This window comes from Rhizobium sp. CFBP 8752, from assembly GCF_014842035.1.
Classification (GTDB): Bacteria; Pseudomonadota; Alphaproteobacteria; order Rhizobiales; family Rhizobiaceae; genus Neorhizobium; species Neorhizobium soli.
The window spans coordinates 68,304-90,179 of the sequence record NZ_JACYUZ010000003.1 but is presented as its reverse complement, the minus strand read 5'-3'; the positions used below and the strand labels follow the sequence as shown (position 1 = coordinate 90,179).

The window sequence follows — 21,876 nt, the reverse complement described above, 5'->3', positions numbered from 1 at the left end:
CCGTGAGCTTCAATACCGGTACAATCGAAGACGAATTTGCGCATGTTGACGACCACTGGTCGCCACGCGTCATTGCCGATCTCAACGGACAGAGCGTGAAGGTCGCGAAGGTCAAGGATCATCTGACCTGGCATTCGCATCGCGACGAGGACGAACTGTTCCTCATCTGGAAGGGCGAACTCACGATCGAATATCGGGACCGGCCGCATGTTCATATGAAGGCAGGCGACTTCCATGTCGTTCCGAAGGGCGTCGAGCACAATCCGGTCGCGGCCGATGAGTGCTGGATACTCTTGTTCGAGCCGTCCGAGACGAAGCACACCGGCGATGTCGTGGTCGAAAAGACCAGGACGTTGGAAACCCAGCGCAGCCATTTGTCGGCCTGATAGGGGAGGAACCCAATGACCTACACCAACTTCACCATCGAAACCGACGCCGACGGCATTGCTGTCGTGACCTGGGACATGCCGGGCAAGTCGATGAACGTCTTTACCGCCGAGGTGTTGGAAGAACTCGACGCGATCCTGAATGCAACGGTCGCGGATGCCGCGATCAAGGGCGTCGTCTTTACCAGCGGCAAATCCTCGTTTTCCGGCGGTGCCGACCTCACCATGATCCGCGGCATGTTCTCCATGCTGCAGGAAGCGACCGCACAGGACCCGGTTACCGCCAAGCAGAAGCTGTTCGAGGTTGCAGGGCAAATGACCTGGCTGTTCCGCGCCATCGAAACCAATGGCAAGCCCTGGGTATCGGCCATCAACGGCACCTGCATGGGCGGCGCTCTCGAGCTGTCGCTGGCCTGCCACGGTCGCGTCGTCGCCAATTCCAAGTCGGTCAAGCTCGCGCTGCCTGAAGTCAAGGTCGGCATCTTTCCAGGCGCCGGCGGCACGCAGCGTGTCTCACGCCTGACCGATGCCCAGTCCGCCCTGCAAATGATGACGACCGGTCAGACGCTGACGCCGCAACGCGCCAAGGCGATGGGTCTCGTGCATCAGGTCGTCGAACCCGATCAGCTCGTGACCGCTGCAAAGCAGATGATCAAGGATGGTTTGAAGCCCGTCGCTCCCTGGGACGAAAAGGGCTTCAAGGCACCCGGCGGCGGTGTCTGGACGCCACAGGCTGCCCAGCTTTTCCCGGCGGCCCCCGCCATCCTGCGCCGCGAGACGGCGGGCAATTATCCGGGCGCGCTCGCCATCCTCAAATGCGTCTATGAGGGGCTTCAGCTGCCCTTCGATACGGCGCTCAAGGTTGAGCAGCGCTATTTCACGCAGATCCTCGGCACCACCGAAGCCTTCTCGATGATCCGTTCGCTGTTCATCTCGATGCAGGAACTGGGCAAGGGCGCCCGTCGTCCGGCAGGCGTTCCAAAAAGCGAGTTCAAGAAGGTCGGCGTGGTCGGCGCGGGCTTCATGGGTGCCTCGATCGCTTATGTGACCGCTGCCGCCGGCATTCCCGTCGTGCTGATCGACCAGAGCCAGGAAGCAGCCGACAAGGGCAAGGCCGTCTCCGAAAAGCTGGTATCCGACAGCGTCGCCAAGGGTCGCCTGACGAAGGAGGAGGGCGAAAAGCTCCTCTCGCTCGTCACCGCCACGCCGGACTATTCAACACTTGCAGATGCCGATCTCGTCATCGAGGCGGTGTTCGAAGACCGCAACGTCAAGAAGGCCGTGATCGAGGCGGTCGAAGCGGTTATTCCGGAAACCACGATCTTCGCGTCGAACACCTCCACCCTTCCGATCTCGGGCCTCGCGGAAAACTCCAAGCGTCCGGACCAGTTCGTCGGCGTGCATTTCTTCTCGCCGGTCGAAAAGATGATGCTGACCGAAGTCATCCTGGGCGAAAAGACCGGCGACAGGGCGCTTGCCGTGGCGCTGGATTTCATCGGCAAGATCAAGAAGACGCCCATCGTCGTCAACGACACGAGAGGCTTCTTCGTAAACCGCTGCGTCTTCCGCTATATCAACGAAGCCTATGACATGCTGGCCGAAGGCGTGCCGGCAGCCATGATCGAGAATGCCGCCAAGATGGCCGGCATGCCGGTCGGCCCGCTGTCTCTCAACGATGAAGTGGCCGTCGATCTCAGCCAGAAGATCATGAAGGCCTCGATCGCCGATCTCGGCCCCAACTCGGTCAAGCCGGAACACATGGCGCTGATCGACAACATGGTCGATGTGCTCGATCGCCGCGGTCGCAAGAACGGCAAGGGCTTCTACGACTACCCCGCCAAGCCCGCGAAGAAATCGCTCTGGCCCGGCCTGAAGGAGTTCTATCCACAGAAGCCAGCTGGAGACGTCGACGTCTCCGTGCTGAAGCAGCGCTTCCTCGTGACGATCGCACTGGAAGCCGCCCGCACCGTCGAGGAAGGCATCGTCACCGATCCGCGCGAAGCCGATGTCGGCTCCATCCTCGGCTTCGGCTTTGCCCCCTATACGGGTGGCACGCTGTCCTACATCGACGGCATGGGTGTGAAGACCTTTGTCGAACTCGCCGAAAAGCTGGCCGCGCAATATGGCAGCCATTTCAAGCCGACGCAGCTGCTCAAGGACATGGCGGCGAACGGAGAGACCTTCTACGGTCGGTTCGACCCTTATGCGAAAATCGGCCAGGCGGCCTGACGTCGCCGTCAAGCGACCATGAAAAAGGGCGGCTTGGAGCCGCCCTTTTTTGTATGCGAACGATAGTCGTCTTTACCGGATGACCATCTGCTGCGGAACGCTCTGGGCCGCCGGCTTTGGCGACTTCAGGTTCTTCGCAGGTGCCGGCTCCGCCGTGCCGAGCAACTTGTCGCGCTCGCGCCATAGGGCAGGGATCGAGAGAAGGCCGACGGCGGTCAGTGCAATGGCAGTCTTCGTCCACTCGCCGAGTTCCGGCGTACGACCATCGAAGTAGTAGACGAAGTAGACGATCGCGACGTGCCACACGTAGACATAGAGCGAGTGGCGGCCGAGCAGGCGCAGGTACCGCAGGGTGAACACCCAGGTCACGGCAGACGCGATGTTGCGCACCCAGTTTGCCTTGTGCTGCGGACCGGCAACGAGCAGCCAGGTGACGAGAAGACCCATCGCGGCGAAGTTCAGGAGATAGACCGGACCGAAATCGGCACGGATTTCCATCGAGGCGAACTTGCCGATCATGTAGGCCGGCATCAGCTCGTTGGCGGTAATCAGGCGCAGCGGCAGGAAGAACATCACCAGCACCAGCGCCACCTTGGGGATGAACGTGTTGTCTGGCGACAGGATCTTGCCCCAGTTGATCTTACCGGACGAGGTCAACGCACCGAGAACGAGGCCCGAGAAGAACACGATCTGCCAGCCAAACAGGTTGAACGAGACGCGGATGCCCTGATCGTCCGAACCCATGATCAGCTCATTGATCGGGATCGTTGCGATCTGATGCAGACCCAGCTGTCCGGCCATCCACATCATGATCGAGGCGGCGACCACGTAGTGCCACTTGTCATCAAGCACCAGCTTGATGAGCATCGGTGCAAACAGCATGTAGACGATATACTGCGGCAGGATGTCCATGAAGGTCGGCTGGTAGAGGAAGGTGGCGATCGCAGCGAGACGCAGCGGATCGTCGAAATTGGTGTAGCCCAGCCAGTTGAACCAGACCGAATAGGCCCCCGGCAGCAGCATCTGCGCCACCAGCACGGCGATCACGATGCCCATCGCATAGCGATAGAGCTCGAAGGCACGGCTGTAGATCGCAGTGCGACCGGCGGCATATCCGCCTTTCATCATCTTGCGGGCATAGACCATGCCGATCATCAGGCCGGACAGGAACACGAAGCCCTGCGCATCCTCGACAAAAGCAAGCTGGTTGTGGTTGATTTTGACCAGGAAGTAGCCACCGGCAAATATCAGGTGGTTGAGAACCATAAATACAAGGAAATATCCCCGCATCCCGTCAATGATCTCGAATCGTTTCATCGGTCGCGGTCTCCGTCTCTACCGGTTCCGATGGCCTCGTGCCTTTCGGTCCGTAAGGCCTCTTCGGGCCGGGAAGTCACGCGCCTAAACGTCGCGACGCGCCGGAGAGTTCCGAGCGACACTCGCTTTGTATCTGACGTTCAGACATTTCAACCGTAAACAGTCTGTGATGACTATTCGATGAACAGCTTTTTAAGCAGTTTGCGTCATTCCGCCGCGAGACGCCGCAGACCGGAGATCTGGGTGAGGTAAGCGCGCAGCGCCGCCGGTCGCACCGGCTTGTGCTGCAGTGAAATGCCGTGTTTCTCAGCCTCGTTGCGCACATCCGCGGACCGATCGGCGGTGATGAGCAGGGCCGGAACATCGGCCTCGTAAGCGGCACGCAGCGACTGGATCGCCGCGATCCCGTCGCCGTCATCGAGATGATAATCGGCGATAATGATATCCGGCGCCGGCTCACCCGAACGGGTGATTTCGTCCAGCGCCGTGATGGACTGCGCTTCCCTGACCGTGCAACCCCAACCCGTAATCAACAGCGCCATCCCCTCCAGAATCTTCGGCTCGTTGTCGATGCACAGAACCCTCAGCCCGGTCAGCGGCTGCGAGCGTTTGCGCCGTTCAGGCCGCTCGGAGGCTTTCGCCGGTCGCGCGACCGATGCGTCGAGCGGCAGATCCACCCTGAAGATGGTTCCGCGACCGGGCCTCGATGCAAGCTGCACGGGGTGGTCGAGCACGCGCGAAATACGGTCGACGATGGAAAGACCAAGGCCGAGACCGGTTGCGGTTTTCGCCCCTTCGTCGAGTCTTGCGAATTCCTTGAACACGGTCTCGAACTGCGCTGCCGGAATGCCGATGCCGGAGTCGTGCACTTCGATCGATACTCGCCCGCCATGCCGCCGCGCGCCGACCAGAACCTTGCCGCTGATTGTGTATTTGATCGCGTTGGACACCAGATTCTGCACCAGCCGGCGCAGGAGATTGGCGTCGGAGCGAACCCTGAGTGAGGTCGGCATCACCACGAAGGTCAGGTTCTTCTCGCGCGCCATCGGCTCATAGTCGGTCGCGATTCGGCGCAACAGGTCGTCGAGGGCGATGGTTTCAAGCTGCGGCTTCATTGCGCCGGTGTCGAGCCGCGAAATATCCAGTACCGCCCCAAGGATCGCCTCAACCGATTCGAGCGCGGAATCGATGTTGCGCACCAGCGGACCGTTGCGGTCGGCAGGCGTCATGCGCTCGACCAGTGCGGATGAGTACAGCCGCGCGGCATTGAGCGGTTGCAGGATATCGTGGCCGGCAGCGGCAAAGAAACGTGTCTTGCCGATATTGGCTTCCTCGGCCTCGGCACGCGCCTGGCCCAGTGCATGGTTGACGCGGGTTAGCTCTGAGGTGCGCTCTGTCACCCGCTGTTCGAGCGTTTCATTCGCCTGTTTCAGCGCCTTTGCCGCCGCAACACGGTCGGAAATATCGGTGAAGGTTGCAACGATGCCGCTATCCGGCATCGGGTTGGTGCGCACTTCGATGATCCGCTCGCCGCTTGCAACGACAAGCGAGAACGACGCATCCAGCGTCTTGAACCGGTTGACCACATCCGCCTGTTCGTCTGCAGGAATGTCACCCCGGTCCGAAAGCATCGCCACGATATCTGAGAGCGGAAATCCGACCTGGCCGACCTGGTCGGGAAGGTCGAGAAGATGGCGAAAACGCCGGTTCCAGATCGTCAGCCGGTCGGCACTGTCGAACACGGCAATTCCCTGGTCCATCTGCGAAAGCGCCGTCTGCAGCATGTCCTGATTATACTGCAGCGCCTCGCTCGCCTGATCGAGCAGGAAGGCGGTGTCGGCACTGGCATCCTCGGCCTTCTGCAGGATCAGCGACAAGACAAGCCGTGCCGAGGAAGAACCGATCGCGCTTCCCAGCAGCTGTTCGGAAAAATGCACCAGTGCCATGTCGGCCGGCTGGTCGTCCTCGAACCGGCGTCCCGCGGTGCGCTCATAATGGGAAAACGAACGCTGCATGCGCTCCTCGCCGAGATAGCGGGCTATCGTCGCCTTGAGGTCTCCCACGCTGACACGGGTCTTCCAGCCGCGGGTCGCAAACTCCGAGCGCAGATGCCGCTTGACGAAAATCCCGGCCTGCAAACGCTCCACCGGTCGCGGATTGCGTGACAGAGAGCCGAGCACGAAGGCAAGCATGTTGAGCGCCAGACTGAAGATCGTCGCGTTGACGAGAGGATCGGTTTCGGGACCCGAAAATATGCCGGTGCCGGGGATCAGGAAATTCAGCACGGCCGCGGCGATGTGGGAATTGTCCGGTCCGCCGAGGCTCGGCACGAACAGTAGATAGGCCCAGGCCGCAAACCCGAGGCACATGCCAAGGATTGCGCCTCGGGCATTCGCCCTCCGCCAGATCAGCCCGCCGAACAGCGCGGGCGCCACCTGCGCGATCGCCGCAAACGCCAGAAGGCCGATCGAGGCAAGACCCGATTGGGTGTCCGCCATCCGGTAATAGCCATAGCCGAGAAGCAGCACGGCGAAGATCGCGAGCCGTCGGATATTGAGAAGTGCACGGGTGAAATCGGCACGACCCCCATGCGCCGAGCGTGCCGCCATCAGCTTGCGGCGCAGGAAGACAGGAATGATGATGTCGTTCGACACCATGATCGACAGTGCGACGGATTCGACGATCACCATCGCGGTTGCGGCGGAAAAGCCGCCGATGAAGGTGATCAGCGTCACGACCTGCAGATTGCCGTGGAGCGGAAGCGTGAGAATGTAGAGGTCGGCATTGCCGGTTCCACCGAACGTGACCAGTCCGGCAATCGCCACCGGCAGCACGAACAGGTTGATCGCGACGAGATAGATCGGCAGCAGAAACGAAGCGACCTTGCGTTCCCGATCCGTGCGGTTTTCCACGACCGTCACATGGAACTGCCGAGGCAGAAGCAGGATGGCGAAGGCCGAGAGGAGTATCAAAACCAGCCAGCGGCTGAGCGGCGTTTCGTAGGACAGTGCCGAGGTGATCAGGAGGTTGTCGGCAGCCTTGGCCATCAGGTCGGCCGGGCCGTCGAACAGCACGAACAGCACCGTCAGCCCAACGGTTGCAAAGGCGAAGACCTTGACGACGGATTCCATCGCCACTGCCAGGATCAGGCCGTCCTGATGCTCCGTCGCATCCGTATGGCGTGTGCCGAACATGACGGCGAAACCGGCCATCAGCAGTGTCACGATCAGGGCCAGATCGATGAAATGCAGGTTGCCGCTGCCAATCCCGTAGTCGGAAGGATTGACCATCACGGCGACCGAACTCGACACGGCTTTGAGTTGCAACGCGATATAAGGCACGGAGGCCACCAGCGCGATGATCGCGACAATCATCGCGACAGTCGAATTCTTGCCATAGCGGGCAGCGACGAAGTCGGCGACGGAGGTCAGTTTCTCGGCTTTCGCGAGTTCGACGATGCGTCGGATCAGCGGCATGCCCAACGTCAGCATCAGGATCGGGCCGATATAGATGCCGAGGAATTCAATCCCGCGACGGGAAGCCAGACCCACGCCACCGAAATAGGTCCACGAGGTGCAGTAGATCGCCAGGCTGAGCGCATAGACCACGGGCCGGCCGATCTTCGGCACGCCCACGACGCGGCTTCTCCGGTCGCCATAACTTGCGACCGCAAACAGCAGCAGAATATAGGCGAAAGCGGCGACGATGATCACCCAGCCCGAAAGCATGTCTCCTCCCCGCAATGCCGCGACGCGGATGAGATTAGGTCAAAAGCAAGGGTTTGCAAATCGCCGCGGCATTGGCAAAAAGTCCAATGCCTGGTCATCTTTAAGTCTCTGTCTTTTTCACCTTTTCAGCAAGTGGTGATGCACTATGTTGGGGCGGATCAACAACCCGAGCAGCAGGGGTAATGCTATGTCCGTTGTTTCCGAATTCCGTTCCTTTATCGCCAAGGGCAATGTCGTCGATCTCGCCGTCGGCATCATCATCGGCGGCGCCTTTACCGGCATCGTCACATCACTGGTCAACGATCTCGTCATGCCGGTCGTAGGTGCCGTGACAGGCGGTGGCTTCGACTTTTCCAACTACTTCGTGGCGCTGTCGAGCGCGGTCACAGCGCCCTCGCTGGAAGAAGCCCGCAAGCAGGGCGCGGTCTTCGCCTATGGCAGCTTCATCACGGTCGCGATCAACTTTCTCATCCTCGCCTTCATCATCTTCCTCATGGTCAAGGGCGTGAACAAGCTCCGCGCCATGGAAGAAAAGAAGCCTGCGGATGCCACACCGGCCCCGCCGCCGGCCGATATCCAGTTGCTTTCGGAAATCCGCGATCTTCTGAAGACGGGTAACCCGATCCGGTAATCCAACCGCGTCAACAGATCGGCGATCCATCAAGAAAAACGATCGCCGATCCACGGATTGTCATGGGATTTTCCGAGTTCTCTGCGCTAAACAGAATTAAAGCATAGGGAAATGTTCAGGAACCATGTCGATCATTGCAAGTCTCAGCCCGCGCGCCGTCTCCACTCCCGAAAGCGGTATTGTCGAGATCATCAATCACGCCCGCGCCGGTGGCCGCCGCGACCTGATCCCGCTGTGGGCAGGCGAGGGCGACCTGCCGAGCCCGGATTTCATCAATCAGGCGGCCTCGAGCGCGCTTCTGGGCGGTGAGACCTTCTATACTTGGCAGCGCGGAATTCCCGAACTGCGCCAGGCACTGTCAGACTATTACACGCGTCATTTTTCAAAGACGCTGTCGTCAGAGCATTTCTATGTCACCGGCTCCGGCATGCATGCGATCATGATGGCCGTGCAGGCGATCGCCTCGCCGGGCGATGAACTGATCTACCTCTCGCCGACCTGGCCGAACATCATCTCCGCGATCGAGCTTTCCGGCGCTTCCGCCATCGGCCTGCCGCTTGCCTTTACCGGCGGCGGCTGGTCTCTCGATCTCGACACGCTGGACGCTGCGATCACACCAAAGACACGTGGCCTTTTCATCAATACGCCCGCCAACCCGACCGGCTGGACGGCAACGCTTGATGATCTCCGAGACATTCTGACGCTCGCCCGCAAACATGGGATCTGGATCATCGCCGACGAGATCTATGCACGTTACTACTACGGTGGTGCGGCAAGGGCTCCGTCCTTCCTCGACATCATGGAAGAGGGCGATCGGATCATCTTCGCAAACTCCTTCTCCAAGAATTGGTCGATGACCGGCTGGCGCATGGGCTGGCTGGTGGCCCCGCCGGAAATGGGACAGGTGATCGAAAACCTCATCCAGTATTCCAATTCGGGCGTTGCCCAGTTCATGCAGCGCGGCGCGGTCGTGGCGCTGAACGAAGGCGATGGCTTCGTCAACGAGAACGTGGCCCGCGCCGTCGCCGGCCGCGATATCCTCTGCGATGCGCTGATCGCCACCAACCGCGTGCAGACGCTGAAACCGGATGGCGCGATCTACGCCTTCCTGAAGGTGGACGGCGTGACCGACAGCCGCCTGACGGCGATGGACATCGTCGACAAGATCGGCGTGGCGCTGGCGCCCGGTTCTGCCTTCGGAGAGGGTGGCGAACTGTTTCTGCGGGCCTGTTTTCTGCGCAATTCGGCCCATGTCGAAGAAGCCGCCGGTCGGTTGGCGGACTATATCAAGCGCCTCTAACCCCGCTCCATCACCGCAAAGAGGGCGGTCTGTAAAATTTTATCGATCGCCTGAACGCCGTGTTTTCCGTGTTCCGCGTTAAACCCGGCGGCCCCGCCCGGTGGTAAGGTTTGCTGAAGAACGGCCGTGTTTCTCTCTGCGAAAGAAAAAGCAGGGGCGAGAAAATGGCTGTTCTGGTCACGGGTGGTGCAGGGTATATCGGAAGTCACATGGTCTGGGCGCTGCTCGACGCTGGCGAGGATGTCGTCGTGCTCGACCGGCTGTCGACAGGCTTTCGCTGGGCGGTTCCGGACGAGGCGCGCTTCTATCTCGGCGATGTCGGCGATTCCATCATCCTGAAGCAGATATTTGCTGAAAACGACATCGACGCCATCCTGCATTTCGCAGGCTCGATCGTCGTGCCGCAATCGGTCGCGCATCCGCTGGATTATTACGAGAACAATACCGGCAAGACCCGCTTCCTGGCGGCAGCCGCCGTCGAAGCGGGCATCAAGCATTTTGTCTTCTCTTCCACCGCCGCCGTCTACGGCGATCAGAAGGATGACACGCCGGTTCTGGAAAGCGCGCCGACGCTGCCGAAAAACCCCTACGGTCAGTCCAAGCTGATGTCCGAACTGATGCTGCGCGATGCGGCTGCAGCCCATGATTTCCGCTTCGTCGCGCTGCGCTACTTCAACGTCGCCGGTGCTGATCCGCTTGGGCGCACCGGTCTTTCCACGGAAGGTGCGACGCATCTCATCAAGATTGCCTGCGAGGCGGCTCTTGGCAAGCGCCGCGGCGTCGATGTCTATGGCACCGATTATCCGACAGCCGATGGTACCGGTGTGCGCGACTACATACATGTGACCGATCTGGTCGAAGCGCACTTGAAGGCACTGAGCTATCTGCGTCGTGGCGGCGAACCTCTGATCGCCAATTGCGGTTATGGGCGCGGCTATTCGGTGCTGGAAGTGCTCGAAGCGGTCAAGAAAGCCGGAGCCCGCGGGTTCGACATCAACTACGGCCCGCGTCGCCCGGGCGATGCAGCGAGCGTCGTCGCCAATGCGACGCTCGCCCGGCGCCTTCTTGAATGGATCCCGCGCCACGACGATCTCGACCTGATCGTCGAAACCGCAATCCGCTGGGAACGGGAACTGGGCGATCGCCGTCCGGAAAGCATCCGTGCGATCCGCACCCGGCTCGCGTCGGCGAGCTTCTGAGCGCAAGCATGATGCAGTGATGCGGCCGCATTGCTGATACGTGAGAATGCGCATGGTCGAATGGCGTGCAGGGGATTAAAAGCGGGATTCTGGAACAACCCGATCCTGCGGAAACTGACCATGCGCCTCTTGTCCACCGCCGCTATCCTCCTTTGCTGTCTTGCGCCTTTGGCGAAGGCAGACACTCTGGCGGTTCAGAAACTGGTCGAGCCGCGTCTGACGGTGGCGCCTGCGGGAAATGCGAAACACATCCGTGTTGCCCTTACCTTCGATGCCTGCATGGGCAAGGCCGACGAGCGTATTCTGACGACGCTGGTTCGTGAAAGAATTCCCGCAACGATCTTCGTCACGTCACGTTGGCTGAAGCACAATCCGGAAACCGTCGCTGTTCTGCGTGAAAACAGCGATCTCTTCGAGCTGGAAAATCACGGCGAGAATCACATTCCCGCAGTCGATATTCCGATCGCAATCTATGGCATACCGGCCGCAGGCTCGCCTGAAGCTGTCGGCCGCGAGGTGGGGAGAGGAGCCGACGCCATGCTTGCAGCCGGTCTTCCGAGACCGCACTGGTTTCGCGGCGCGACGGCAAAATATGATCTCTCGGCCATCCGGGAGATCCGGGCCATGGGTTTCAAGATCGCCGGCTATTCGCTGAACGGCGATGATGGCTCGCTCCTCGGCGCCGCGGCTGCCGAAAAACGGATTGCTGCTGCCAAGGATGGCGATGTGGTGATTTCACACATCAACCAGCCGACTCATGCCGCCGGCGAGGGGGTCGCTCGTGCACTGGTTGATCTGAAAAACAGAGGCGCAGAATTCGTTCGCCTCTCTGATTTCGAGGCCTCAGGCGACCATGAGACGACCGCCAAGCTGCCTGGATTGTTTTGAGGTGGATCGGGATCAGCCTCAAAAGTAGGGCTCGGAAATTGCTAGTTCCTCCGAATTTCATGTGAAAGCAACGAAGAGAGCGTGAGCATCTCGATTACTTAATTAAGCTTAAATTTTCTTGCAATTTTTATGCTGCACTGCATTATTGTCTCCGTTCAAGGAGTGCGATTATGCAAGCAGAGCTAAACTCATCTCTCTTCGATGCTGCTGCTTATGATGAAGGTGCAGAGCGTCTCCGGCTGTTCATGAAAAACGGGCAAATTCGCGAATTCGAGACGGTACCCGTGCAGGTGTTCCAGCAATTGGCAGGGTCCCGGTCGCCAGGACAGTATTACATCGAAAACATACGGTCCAAGTTCCCGATGTTCGGTTGATCGCCGAAACGGCGTCGCGCGGCGGTCGCGAACGGCCTGAGCTATCTCGCTGACGCGGATCGCCGGTGTTTAAAGGGTAGAGCTCCCTCATAATAACACGTGCACATTGTTTTAGTATTCGCTAAGTAATGGCTGTTATTGTCGTCGCCACTGATGTCGGCAGAGCAAGCCATGGAAAACAAACGCATCTGGACGAACAACGAACTGGACGACCTCCTGCGCCAGTTGAATGTTGCTTTGGAGGCTTCCGGCATCGGCATCTGGCAGCACAATCTGCGCAAGAACCAGACCCGCTGGGATGAGCAGCTACAGGAGCTCTACGGTGTCCCGAAGGGACCGACGGATGTGGTGTGGCTCGAATGCGTCCACCCAGACGACCGAGATGCCGCCAATGCGCATTTCGAAAAGGCAATCGAAAACCGCGAAGACTATGCGTCGCAGTTCAGGATCATCCGCCAGGATGGCTCCATTCGCCACCTTCGCTCACGCGCAAAGTTCTTCATCGACGGGAATGGCGAGCCATGCTTCGTCGGCGCGGAATGGGATGTCACCGACGATGTGATGCGAAGCCATCAACTGGCGGAAGAGCGGGAAGCCGCAGACCAGAGCCGCGCCGAAGCGCGCTATGCTGCTGACCACGACCACCTGACCGGACTTCTCAACCGCCGCAGCTTCGACGCGATATGTGCCAGCCTTGCAAAACGGGGTGAGCTGGACTTCGTGTCGCTGTGCCATCTCGACGTCGATAACTTTAAGGAAATCAACGACCGATATGGCCACGCCTGTGGAGATGTGGTCATCGCCCATGTCGCGTCGATCCTGAAGCAGGCAAGCCGCCCGGGAGATATCGTGGCGCGGCTGGGGGGTGACGAATTCGCCATCGTTTCGATGGACCGCGGCCTCAACGCGATGGAGAAGATCGTCGCCGAAATCCGCGCCGAGCTACAATCACCCGTTCTTCTCAACGGCAAGAATGTCGTTGTCACCTGTTCGATGGGCGTGGCGCAAACCTCGGCGTCGGATGTCACCGGACTGCTCGCCTGTTCCGATCTCGCGCTCTATGAGGCCAAGAGAAACGGACGCAACCGCGCCGAATGGTTCTCGCCCGCCATGGCAGCCGCATCGATCGCCGAAAAACACATCCTCTACGAGCTGCGCAGCGCCATCACCAACGGCAATTTCGTGCCGTTCTACCAGGTACAGGTCGATGCCCGGACCCGCGCGATCAAGGGCCTCGAAGCGCTGGTACGGTGGAAACATGGAGAAGAGCTGAAACCACCCGGCGCATTTCTGCCGACTGCGGTGACGAACGGGTTGATTGACGAAATCGACGAAATCATGCTGCGCCTCGTCCTTGCCGACTTGAGGCGATGGCAAGCCGAGGGATTTGCTCTGCCGCGCGTGTCCGTCAACATGTCGGCCTCCCGCCTCTCGGATCCTGATTTGGAGGAAAAGCTCAAGCGTCTCGATATCCCGGCAGGCCAGGTGAGTTTCGAACTGGTCGAGACGATCTTCCTCGATGAGCTCACACCGGAGATCAGAGCCAATATCGATGCGATCCGGTCGCTTGGGATTGAAATCGAGATCGACGATCTCGGTTCGGGCCATGCCTCACTGCTCGGGTTGATCAAGCTTCGCCCGGACCGCGTCAAGATCGATCGGCAGCTCATCCTGCCCATGCTGGATGGCCTGCCCCAGCAGCGCCTGGTCGCCGCACTGGTCGATATCGCCCGGACGCTGGACATGGAAGTCGTCGCCGAGGGCGTCGAAACGCTCGGCCATGCGGACGTGCTGGCAAGTCTTGGCGTTGACCTGCTGCAAGGTTTTGCCTTTGGCCGGCCGGAGCCGGCACATGTCGTCGAGAAGCGCTTGGAGAAGCGCCATACGACGGCGCCGACCGGTTCGCGCGCGTCTTCGGCAAGGCGTCGCTGATATCCGAGCAGTTTTAACTACCGTAAATAATTTTCTCGTATTCCCCCGAGGTGCTGGAAATTCGCATCCAGGCAGTGCTAGATTCGCGGTCGGTGAAAATAAATTACGGAGAGCATCGTGAGTCACAAGAAAATCGAACGTCTCGCTGCGGCCGACGCACAGGCGGGCGGCCAGCGACGTCCATTCGCCAAGGCCGTGCGCGCCGGCGATTTCGTCTATGTGTCCGGCCAGGTGCCGACGGTGGATGGCGAAGTGGTGACCGGTGGCATCGTGGCCCAGACCGAACAGGTCGTTGCGAACATCAAGGACGTGCTTGCGCTTGCGGGCTGCACGCTGGCCGATGTCGTGAAGGTCAATGTCTGGCTCGACGATGCCCGTGACTTCTCCAGCTTCAATGCGGTGTTCCAGAAGCATTTCATCGATCATCCGCCGGCCCGCTCGACGGTACAGTCGCCGCTGATGGTCGATGCCAAGGTCGAGATGGACGTGATTGCCTACAAGCCGATCGACTGATTTTCGAGATGCTGACCGTCAGTCTCCGAGAAGCTGGCGGTCGTCGCCGTCGCGGTTGCGCACCAGTTCTTCCTTGATGCTGCGCAGCGCCTTGAGGGCGATGTTGCGGTCGGCATAGGCGACCATGTTGGCAAGGATGTCGATCGCGGCAAGATAGGCGAAGCGGGTCGAGGTGGGACGGAAAATGTTCTTGCCCTCCTGCATGTCGATGGCAATCGTCAGGTCGGCGGCATCGGAAACAGGCGAGCCACGTTGCGTCATCACGATGGTGGGAATGCCATGCTGGCGCAAAAGCTTGAGGCACTGGACTAGGCCCATGTCGCGACCGGTATAGGACGAGCCGAACACGACCGTGCCGGGCTGGGCTGCCGCCGAGATCATCAGGTTCATGTTGTGGTCGTTCGATGCATTGATGCGGCAGCCGAGACGAAAGAGGCGATTGTGCAGCTCGTTGACGACCATCGCGGAATTGCCGCTGGCACCGAAGGCCTGGATGAAGTCGGCGCCGCGCAGCATCTGCGCCGCCTTCTCGATCGCGGCGAGATCGAGCTGCCGATGCAGGTCGAAAAGCGCGTTCTGGGCTTTCGAGATGATGTCCTGGGCAACCTCTTCCACCGTCGCGGTCGGCGCTTCCGGTTTCAGATAGCGCAGGCCGACATAGGCCATCTTGGCCAGCTGCACCTTGAAATCGGAATAGCCCTGGCAACCCAGCCGGCGGCAGAACCTTGTCACGGTCGGCGGCGAAACCCCGGCGCGCTCGGCCAGGTCGCTGATCGAGGAATTGACCACGAAATCGACATTGGCGAGCGCAAACTGCGCCAGTTTCGTCTCCAGGCCCGAGAGCCTGCCTTCTTCATCGGAAAGCGCGTGAAACAGATCCATCAGGTACTTTCCTCGAAAATTGGCGCAGACACGAAGCACGTCACAATCGTGAAAATGAATTTCACCAGTTCTTGCCCTGATAGCACAAAGCGGGCAAGCATCAACGAAACCAGCCATGCCCACAGAGGTTTACATCATGAACTATCCCTGGCCTGAACCCGGCACGCCGCTCGATCAGATCGCAACGCCGATGCCCGTGATCGACGAGGATCGGCTTGCCGCCAATATTGCGCGGGTACAGGCCTACTGCGATGCGCAGGGCAAGGCGTTCCGACCGCATATCAAGACCCACAAGATCGCAGCCGTCGCCCGCCAGCAGATCGAAGCCGGCGCCGTCGGCCTAAATTGCCAGAAGGTCACCGAGGCTGAAGTGTTCGCCGATGCCGGTTTCGACGACATCCTGATCACCTACAATATCCTCGGACCGGTGAAACTTGCGCGGCTGAAGGCGCTGAATGCGCGCGTGTCAAAGCTTGCCGTCGTCGCAGATAGTGAAACGACCGTGTCGGGCCTGTCTGCAACGTTCGATGCCGATCGCCCGCTGACCGTCCTGATCGAATGCGATACGGGCGCAAAACGCTGCGGCGTGCAGACGCCGGAACAGGCGGTGGCTCTTGCTGAGAAGATTGCGGCGGCGCCCGGCCTGCGCTTCGGTGGCATCATGACCTACCCGGCCATCGGTGGCGCAGAGGCCGTCGAGGAGTTCATGGCGACCACCATGTCGCTTCTGTCGGAAAAGGGCATCGAATGCCCGGTGCGGTCCAGCGGCGGTTCACCGGATCTGTTTTCGGCGCATCTGGTGCCCTCCGCCACCGAACATCGGGCCGGCACCTATGTCTATAACGACCGCAGCATGGTGCGCGCCGGTCACTGCACGCCAGACGATCTGGCCATGAATATCCTCGCAACGGTCGTTTCGAAGCCGGCGCCTGACCGGGCGGTGCTCGACTGCGGCTCGAAGGCGCTGACCTCCGATCTGCTCGGCTTTTCGGATTACGGTTCACTCGTCGGCTTCGAGGGCGCGCGGATCGTCTCGCTGTCGGAAGAACATGCGGTGGTCGATCTCTCGGGCTGTGCAGTGCCATTTGCGGAGATCGGCCAGATCGTAAAGGTCGTGCCGAACCACACCTGCGTCGTCACCAACCTGTTCGACCAGATGGTGTTTCACCGGAACGGCATCGTCACCCGCGTCGAAAACGTCGATGCGCGCGGCACCGTCTGGTAGCTTACCGATCGATTTCCCCAGACGGAATGAAAATGGGGCGCCTGTTTCGGGCGCCCTTTTTCATGTTCGCAGCGCGAAATGCCGTGGAGGTGAAAATTTCCCCGAATCTAGACCTGTAGAAAATAAATTACACAAATCGGTGCGATGTCTGGAAATTCGTTGACTTCAGCCGGGTTTGACGCATTATGAAGAAAATAAATTACACCAAAATGGTGAATGGGCGAACTGAACGAGAAACGGGACTGAGGTTTTCCGGAGCGTGGCATGCCTGCTCCGGCGATCGACAAAATTCATGCAATAGGGGTGCTGGCGCTCGGTGACCATGACGGGAGCCTGATGCCGTCGGACCTATCTGGATAAGACATATGCGCATCTTCACCGCCTCGCTGGCGACCGAGACCAACACATTTTCTCCCGTTCCGACGGATATGAACGCCTTCAAGGCGGCGTTCTTCGCCGGGCCCGGAGAGCATCCGGATACGCCGACGCTGTGCTCGTCCGTCGTGCCAATTCTGCGCCGCCGAGGCCGGGCCGAAGGTTTTACCGTGATCGAGGGCACGTCCTGCTGGGCAGAGCCCGCGGGCCTGATCCAGCGCCAGACCTATGAAGCGCTGCGCGACCTGATCCTCGCCGAATTGACGGAAGCGCTTCCCGTCGATGGCGTCGTGCTCGGCCTTCACGGTGCAATGGCCGCGCAGGGCTATGACGATCCCGAAGGTGATTTTCTGGCCCGTGTCCGGCAGATTGTCGGCCCGGATGTTCTGGTTGCCGCCGAATTCGATCCGCACAGTCACCTGACGGCGCTGCGTGTCGCCAATCTCGATATCATGGCTGCCTTCCTCGAATTCCCCCATACGGATTTCGAACAGCGCGGCGAACACGTGATCGAGCTGGCGCTGCAGGCCTTGAAGGGCAAGATCAAGCCGGTCATCTCCACATTCGACTGCCGGATGATCACGATCTTCCCGACCAGCCGCGAGCCGATGCGCTCCTTCGTCGATCGCATGCAGGCAATGGAAGGCAAGGACGGCATCCTGTCGGCCTCGGTCATCCATGGCTTCATGGCCGGCGACCTGCCCGACATGGGCACCCGCATCGTCGTCGTGACGGACAACGACAAGGCGAAGGGCGATGCGCTGGCGGCCTCCCTGGGGCGCGAGCTCTACAGCCTGCGCCGGCAGACTGCGATGCCCATGCTCGATACCGAAGCGGGCCTCGACAAGGCCGTGTTGATCCGCGCCTCGCATCCCGGATTGCCGGTGACGATCGCCGATGTCTGGGACAATCCCGGCGGCGGCGTGGCGGGTGATGCGACCTTCATCCTGCGCCGGATGATGGAACGCGGCATGGATGATTTCGCCGTTGCGACCATCTGGGATCCGATTGCCGTCACCTTCTGCCAGGCGGCAGGAGAGGGCGCGGAACTCAGCCTGCGCATTGGTGGAAAATCCGGTCCGGAAGGCGGTGAACCGCTCGATCTGCGCGTCACGGTGCAAAGCGTATTCGATGCGGGCTGGCAGAGCTTTCGCAACAGCCGCGTCACGCTCGGCAGCACCGCCGTCGTGCGCCCGGTCGGCACCCGTATCGATATCGTGCTGATCACCAGCCGCACCCAGACCTACCAGCCCGACATCTTTGCCAATCAGGGCATCGATTTCGCGGCGAAATCCTATCTGCTCGTCAAGTCGACCAACCATTTTCACGCGGGCTTCCAGCCGGTCTCCTCCGAGATCGTCTATATCGCCGCGCCGACCTGTTACCCGACCAATCCCGCAACGACGCCCTATCGCAAAGCGAGCCTCGAAATATGGCCGCGGGTCGCCGATCCGCTGGGACTGGATGCCTGAATTTTCGACCGGACAGGAAAGCCGGCCGGGATTTGATTACTGAAGACAACAAGGGGATGACCATGGAAAAGAGTGCACTTGTTCTCATGACGCTGGCGGCTTTGGCCGGCACCAGCAGCCTGGCGCTGACAAACGCCAATGCCCAGGCAGGCGACGGCGTGCTGACGGTTGCGACGATCGGCGAGCCGCCATCGCTCGACGTGATGCAGACGCCGACCGATATTGTGCTGACGATCGACCAGCACATTTTCGAAACGCTCTACACCTACGACGCCGAGTGGAAATCCGTGCCGCTTCTGGCCGCCGCCATGCCGACGCTCTCGGAAGATGGTCTCACCTACAAGATCCCGCTGCGCGAAGGCGTCAAGTTCCACGATGGCAGCGACTTCGATGCCAAGGACGTCACGGCGTCGCTGAAGCGCTGGATGACGATCAATTCCAAGGGTAAGCAGGTTGCCGGCGTCGTCGAAAGCATCGTGGAAGATGGCGACCATGCCATCGTCATCAAGCTGAAGTCGCGTTATGCGCCGCTGCTGGCAACGCTGTCGCAGGCGTCGGTCATCCTGCCGTCCGAAAAGATCGCCGATACGCTGACCGAATTTGTCGGCACGGGTCCTTATTCGCTGAAGGAACGCAAGCCTGACCAGTACACCCAGCTCGTCCGCTTCGACGGCTACAAGTCGCCCGAGGGTGAGCCGAGCAACTATGCCGGCAAGCGCGAGGCAATCGCCAAGGAAATCCGCTTCGTACCGGTTCCAGACGCCAATACCCGCGTCGAAGGCCTGATCTCCGGCCAGTTCGATTTCGCCGACTCGCTGCCGGTCAGCGCCTATGAGCGCGTCGAAAAGAGCAGCAATGCCAAGCCCGTGATCTTCAAGAATGCCGGCTGGGCGTCGATGAACATGAACATGAAGGAAGGCCTTCTGGTTAAGAAGGAACTTCGTCAGGCCGTTCAGGCAGCGCTCAATGCATCCGACATGATGCTCGCCGCCTTCTCCGATGACCGCTTCTTCAGCGTCGATGCCTCGATCTTCCCGGAAGGCTCCGTCTGGCACACCGAGGAAGGCGTTGCCCGTTACGGCGAAGGCGATCCGGAAGCGGCTGCAAAACTGCTCAAGGATGGCGGTTACGATGGCCAGCCGCTGCGCCTGATGACCAGCCGCCAGTATGAATTCCACTACAAGATCGGCGAAGTCGCCAAGGCCTATCTGGAAGCCGCAGGCTTCAAGGTCGATCTGCAGGTGGTCGACTGGGCAACGCTGACCACCCGTCGCGCCGATGCCAAGCAGTGGGATATCTTCATCACCCACTCCAACTTCCCGGGCGATCCGACGACGATCAACACGATCACCGACACCTATCCGGGCTGGTACGTCTCCGACCAGAAGACCAAGGCCGTTGCGACCTACATGGACGCCACGACCGATGATGCCAAGAAGACGGCCTGGGACGCCATCCAGACGGTCATCTATGACGATGCTCCGCTCTACAAGGTCGGCAACTTCAATGGTGTTTCGGGTCTCGCCAACGGCGTTTCCGGATACGAGCCGACCTACTGGCCGCATTTCTGGAACGTGAGCCCGAAGAAGTAAGCTGGATAACTAGGGACTGGTTATGGCAAGGATCGCACAGGCAATCTTGAAACGGCTGGGGGGCATGGCCATCGTGCTCGCCCTCGTCGTGACGGTGGTCTTCATCATCGTTCGCGTGACGCCTGGCGATCCTGCCGCTGTCATGCTGGGGTCGGATGCGACCCCGGAAGACATCGCGCAGCTGCGCACCCGCATGGGCCTCGATGCGCCCATGCTCGTCCAGTACGGCCAGTTCGTGCTGGGCATTCTGAAAGGCGATCTCGGTCAGTCCATCTTCTTGAACCAGCCGGTCACGACTGCCCTTGCCGCGCGTGCTGAGCCGACCTTCTTCCTCACCCTGTTCTCGATCCTGATCGCGGTTGCCATCGCGCTTCCCGTCGGCATTCTCTCGGCCGTCAAGCGCGGCACGATCTTCGACCAGATCGTCGTGACACTGACCATGGTTGCGGCAAGCGTGCCGAGCTTCTGGCTCGGACTGATGCTGATCCAGATTTTTGCCGTCGGGCAGGGCTGGTTCCCGGCCTCCGGCTATGGCGGTCCGGGTACGCCGTTCTTCGAGCGACTGCATCACCTCATCCTGCCGGCCGTGGCGCTCGGCGTCGTCAACTCGGCGCTGATCACCCGCTTCACCCGTGCCGCAATGCTCGATGTGCTCGGTGACGATTATGTCCGCACGGCACGCGCCAAGGGAGCGGGCGAAGGCCGCGTTATCCTCAAGCACGCCTTGAAGAACGCGCTGATCCCGATCATCACCGTCATCGGCCTTTCGGTCGCCATGCTGGTCGCGGGTGCGGTCGTCACGGAAACCGTGTTCGGCCTTCCCGGCGTCGGCAACCTTGTCGTCTCAGCCGTGTTGCGGCGTGATTATCCGGTCATCCAGGGCGCGCTGCTCGTCGTTGCCGCCATCTACGTGCTCATCAACTTCATCGTCGACATGCTCTACATCATCGTTGATCCGCGGGTGCGCCTATGAACACCATGGCCTCCGTTTCCATGCCCTTCGCGTCAAGCCTGCGCCGCCTGTTCGGAAACCGCGCGATGCTGGCCGGCGCCATCATTCTGGTGGTCGTCGTTGCGGCAGCTTTGCTTGCGCCCTGGGTCGCGCCTTACGCGCCAAACAAGCTGTCGATCGTCAACAAGCTGAAGCCGCCGTCGATGGCGAATTTCTTCGGCACCGACGAATTCGGCCGCGACATCTTTTCGCGCGCCATCTTCGCCGGCCGGATCTCGCTGATGGTCAGCCTCGGCGTGGTCGCCATCTCCACGGTTCTCGGCGTTATCCTGGGTGTTGCCGCCGGCTTCTTCCGCAAGCTCGACGCGCCAATTTCGCGCCTCCTCGATGCAATGATGTCCTTTCCGGATATCCTGCTGGCGATCGCGCTCGTCGCAGCACTTGGTCCGTCGCTGACCACCGTCATCCTGGCGCTCGGCATCACCTATGCGCCGCGTCTTGCCCGCATCATCCGCGGCTCGACGCTGGTGCTCCGCGAACTGCCCTATATCGAGGCGGCCGTCGCCATGGGCCTACCGACATGGCAGATCCTGCTCCGCCATGTTCTCCTCAACCTCGCATCGCCCATCCTCGTGCAGGCAACCTTCGTCTTCGCCTCGGCCATGCTGGCGGAAGCGAGCCTCTCTTTCCTCGGCGTCGGTGTTTCCACTGACATGCCGACCTGGGGCACGATGCTGGCTTCGGGCCGCGAATACATGAACAACGCTCCGTGGCTGATGGTGTTTCCGGGCCTTGCCATCGTGTTTTCGGTTCTCTCCCTGCAGTTGCTGGGCGATGGCCTGCGCGATCTCGTCGATCCACGGCTGGCGAAGGAAAGCTGA

General features: G+C 60.4%; 17 protein-coding genes. 14 read left to right on the top strand and 3 right to left on the bottom strand.

Features of this window, described 5'->3' with window-relative positions:
* The first annotated feature begins 2 nt into the window (after positions 1-2).
* On the top strand, positions 3-386 hold the full coding sequence (locus IFT59_RS16385; RefSeq protein WP_062453884.1) for a cupin domain-containing protein: 384 nt from the start codon (positions 3-5) through the stop codon (positions 384-386).
* Positions 387-401: 15 nt separating this feature from the next.
* Entirely contained in the window at positions 402-2,615 is a 2,214-nt protein-coding gene (locus IFT59_RS16380; RefSeq protein WP_192087558.1) for a 3-hydroxyacyl-CoA dehydrogenase NAD-binding domain-containing protein, read from the top strand.
* 72 nt (positions 2,616-2,687) lie between these two features.
* Here IFT59_RS16380 and IFT59_RS16375 read toward each other — a convergent pair whose 3' ends face one another.
* Both IFT59_RS16375 and IFT59_RS16370 read right to left on the bottom strand, forming a co-directional pair.
* Complete coding sequence (locus IFT59_RS16375) at positions 2,688-3,932, bottom strand: OpgC family protein (protein WP_192087557.1); 1,245 nt, start codon at positions 3,930-3,932, stop codon at positions 2,688-2,690.
* A gap of 206 nt (positions 3,933-4,138) precedes the next feature.
* Positions 4,139-7,660, bottom strand: coding sequence for a PAS domain-containing hybrid sensor histidine kinase/response regulator (locus tag IFT59_RS16370; RefSeq protein ID WP_192087556.1), 3,522 nt, complete (start codon positions 7,658-7,660; stop codon positions 4,139-4,141).
* A 187-nt stretch (positions 7,661-7,847) separates the two neighbouring features.
* Between IFT59_RS16370 and mscL the strand changes: the two genes are divergently transcribed.
* The 7 genes from mscL (at position 7,848) to IFT59_RS16335 (ending at position 14,497) form a co-directional block, all read left to right on the top strand.
* Positions 7,848-8,291 (top strand): large conductance mechanosensitive channel protein MscL, encoded by a 444-nt coding sequence (gene mscL / locus IFT59_RS16365; protein ID WP_062578996.1) that lies wholly within the window; start codon positions 7,848-7,850, stop codon positions 8,289-8,291.
* Positions 8,292-8,415: 124 nt separating this feature from the next.
* Positions 8,416-9,591, top strand: coding sequence for a pyridoxal phosphate-dependent aminotransferase (locus tag IFT59_RS16360; RefSeq protein ID WP_192087555.1), 1,176 nt, complete (start codon positions 8,416-8,418; stop codon positions 9,589-9,591).
* A gap of 164 nt (positions 9,592-9,755) precedes the next feature.
* Positions 9,756-10,790, top strand: coding sequence for a UDP-glucose 4-epimerase GalE (gene galE / locus IFT59_RS16355; RefSeq protein WP_113109456.1), 1,035 nt, complete (start codon positions 9,756-9,758; stop codon positions 10,788-10,790).
* A gap of 120 nt (positions 10,791-10,910) precedes the next feature.
* On the top strand, positions 10,911-11,678 hold the full coding sequence (locus IFT59_RS16350; protein WP_113109457.1) for a polysaccharide deacetylase family protein: 768 nt from the start codon (positions 10,911-10,913) through the stop codon (positions 11,676-11,678).
* Positions 11,679-11,848: 170 nt separating this feature from the next.
* Positions 11,849-12,052, top strand: coding sequence for a KTSC domain-containing protein (locus IFT59_RS16345; RefSeq protein WP_062579001.1), 204 nt, complete (start codon positions 11,849-11,851; stop codon positions 12,050-12,052).
* 171 nt (positions 12,053-12,223) lie between these two features.
* A complete protein-coding gene (locus IFT59_RS16340; RefSeq protein ID WP_162237961.1) occupies positions 12,224-13,984 on the top strand; it encodes a putative bifunctional diguanylate cyclase/phosphodiesterase in 1,761 nt (586 codons plus the stop codon).
* A gap of 117 nt (positions 13,985-14,101) precedes the next feature.
* Positions 14,102-14,497 carry a RidA family protein gene (locus IFT59_RS16335; protein WP_192087554.1) on the top strand — a complete coding sequence of 132 codons (396 nt, stop codon included), beginning with the start codon at positions 14,102-14,104 and terminating at the stop codon, positions 14,495-14,497.
* Positions 14,498-14,515: 18 nt separating this feature from the next.
* Here IFT59_RS16335 and IFT59_RS16330 read toward each other — a convergent pair whose 3' ends face one another.
* Positions 14,516-15,379 carry a MurR/RpiR family transcriptional regulator gene (locus tag IFT59_RS16330; protein ID WP_113166174.1) on the bottom strand — a complete coding sequence of 288 codons (864 nt, stop codon included), beginning with the start codon at positions 15,377-15,379 and terminating at the stop codon, positions 14,516-14,518.
* A gap of 136 nt (positions 15,380-15,515) precedes the next feature.
* Here IFT59_RS16330 and IFT59_RS16325 point away from each other — a divergent pair, with 136 nt between their 5' ends.
* The 5 genes from IFT59_RS16325 (at position 15,516) to IFT59_RS16305 (ending at position 21,876) form a co-directional block, all read left to right on the top strand.
* Entirely contained in the window at positions 15,516-16,604 is a 1,089-nt protein-coding gene (locus IFT59_RS16325; protein WP_192087755.1) for a D-TA family PLP-dependent enzyme, read from the top strand.
* A 365-nt stretch (positions 16,605-16,969) separates the two neighbouring features.
* Complete coding sequence (locus tag IFT59_RS16320; RefSeq protein ID WP_192087553.1) at positions 16,970-18,451, top strand: M81 family metallopeptidase; 1,482 nt, start codon at positions 16,970-16,972, stop codon at positions 18,449-18,451.
* 62 nt (positions 18,452-18,513) lie between these two features.
* Entirely contained in the window at positions 18,514-20,043 is a 1,530-nt protein-coding gene (locus IFT59_RS16315) for an ABC transporter substrate-binding protein (protein WP_192087552.1), read from the top strand.
* Positions 20,044-20,074: 31 nt separating this feature from the next.
* Positions 20,075-21,016 (top strand): ABC transporter permease subunit, encoded by a 942-nt coding sequence (locus tag IFT59_RS16310; protein ID WP_192087754.1) that lies wholly within the window; start codon positions 20,075-20,077, stop codon positions 21,014-21,016.
* Between the two features lie 5 nt (positions 21,017-21,021).
* Positions 21,022-21,876, top strand: a complete 855-nt coding sequence (locus tag IFT59_RS16305; RefSeq protein ID WP_371816133.1) for an ABC transporter permease — start codon at positions 21,022-21,024, stop codon at positions 21,874-21,876.

What these genes read in the sequence shown, in the direction of transcription:
- mscL (WP_062578996.1), top strand. Translation starts at nt 7,848, where the DNA reads ATGTCCGTTGTTTCCGAATTCCGTTCCTTTATCGCCAAGGGCAATGTC.
- IFT59_RS16315 (WP_192087552.1), top strand. Translation starts at nt 18,514, where the DNA reads ATGGAAAAGAGTGCACTTGTTCTCATGACGCTGGCGGCTTTGGCCGGC.
- IFT59_RS16340 (WP_162237961.1), top strand. Translation starts at nt 12,224, where the DNA reads ATGGAAAACAAACGCATCTGGACGAACAACGAACTGGACGACCTCCTG.
- IFT59_RS16375 (WP_192087557.1), bottom strand. Translation starts at nt 3,932, where the DNA reads ATGAAACGATTCGAGATCATTGACGGGATGCGGGGATATTTCCTTGTA.
- IFT59_RS16350 (WP_113109457.1), top strand. Translation starts at nt 10,911, where the DNA reads ATGCGCCTCTTGTCCACCGCCGCTATCCTCCTTTGCTGTCTTGCGCCT.
- IFT59_RS16320 (WP_192087553.1), top strand. Translation starts at nt 16,970, where the DNA reads ATGCGCATCTTCACCGCCTCGCTGGCGACCGAGACCAACACATTTTCT.
- IFT59_RS16370 (WP_192087556.1), bottom strand. Translation starts at nt 7,660, where the DNA reads ATGCTTTCGGGCTGGGTGATCATCGTCGCCGCTTTCGCCTATATTCTG.
- IFT59_RS16345 (WP_062579001.1), top strand. Translation starts at nt 11,849, where the DNA reads ATGCAAGCAGAGCTAAACTCATCTCTCTTCGATGCTGCTGCTTATGAT.
- IFT59_RS16325 (WP_192087755.1), top strand. Translation starts at nt 15,516, where the DNA reads ATGAACTATCCCTGGCCTGAACCCGGCACGCCGCTCGATCAGATCGCA.
- galE (WP_113109456.1), top strand. Translation starts at nt 9,756, where the DNA reads ATGGCTGTTCTGGTCACGGGTGGTGCAGGGTATATCGGAAGTCACATG.
- IFT59_RS16330 (WP_113166174.1), bottom strand. Translation starts at nt 15,379, where the DNA reads ATGGATCTGTTTCACGCGCTTTCCGATGAAGAAGGCAGGCTCTCGGGC.
- IFT59_RS16380 (WP_192087558.1), top strand. Translation starts at nt 402, where the DNA reads ATGACCTACACCAACTTCACCATCGAAACCGACGCCGACGGCATTGCT.
- IFT59_RS16305 (WP_371816133.1), top strand. Translation starts at nt 21,022, where the DNA reads ATGGCCTCCGTTTCCATGCCCTTCGCGTCAAGCCTGCGCCGCCTGTTC.
- IFT59_RS16360 (WP_192087555.1), top strand. Translation starts at nt 8,416, where the DNA reads ATGTCGATCATTGCAAGTCTCAGCCCGCGCGCCGTCTCCACTCCCGAA.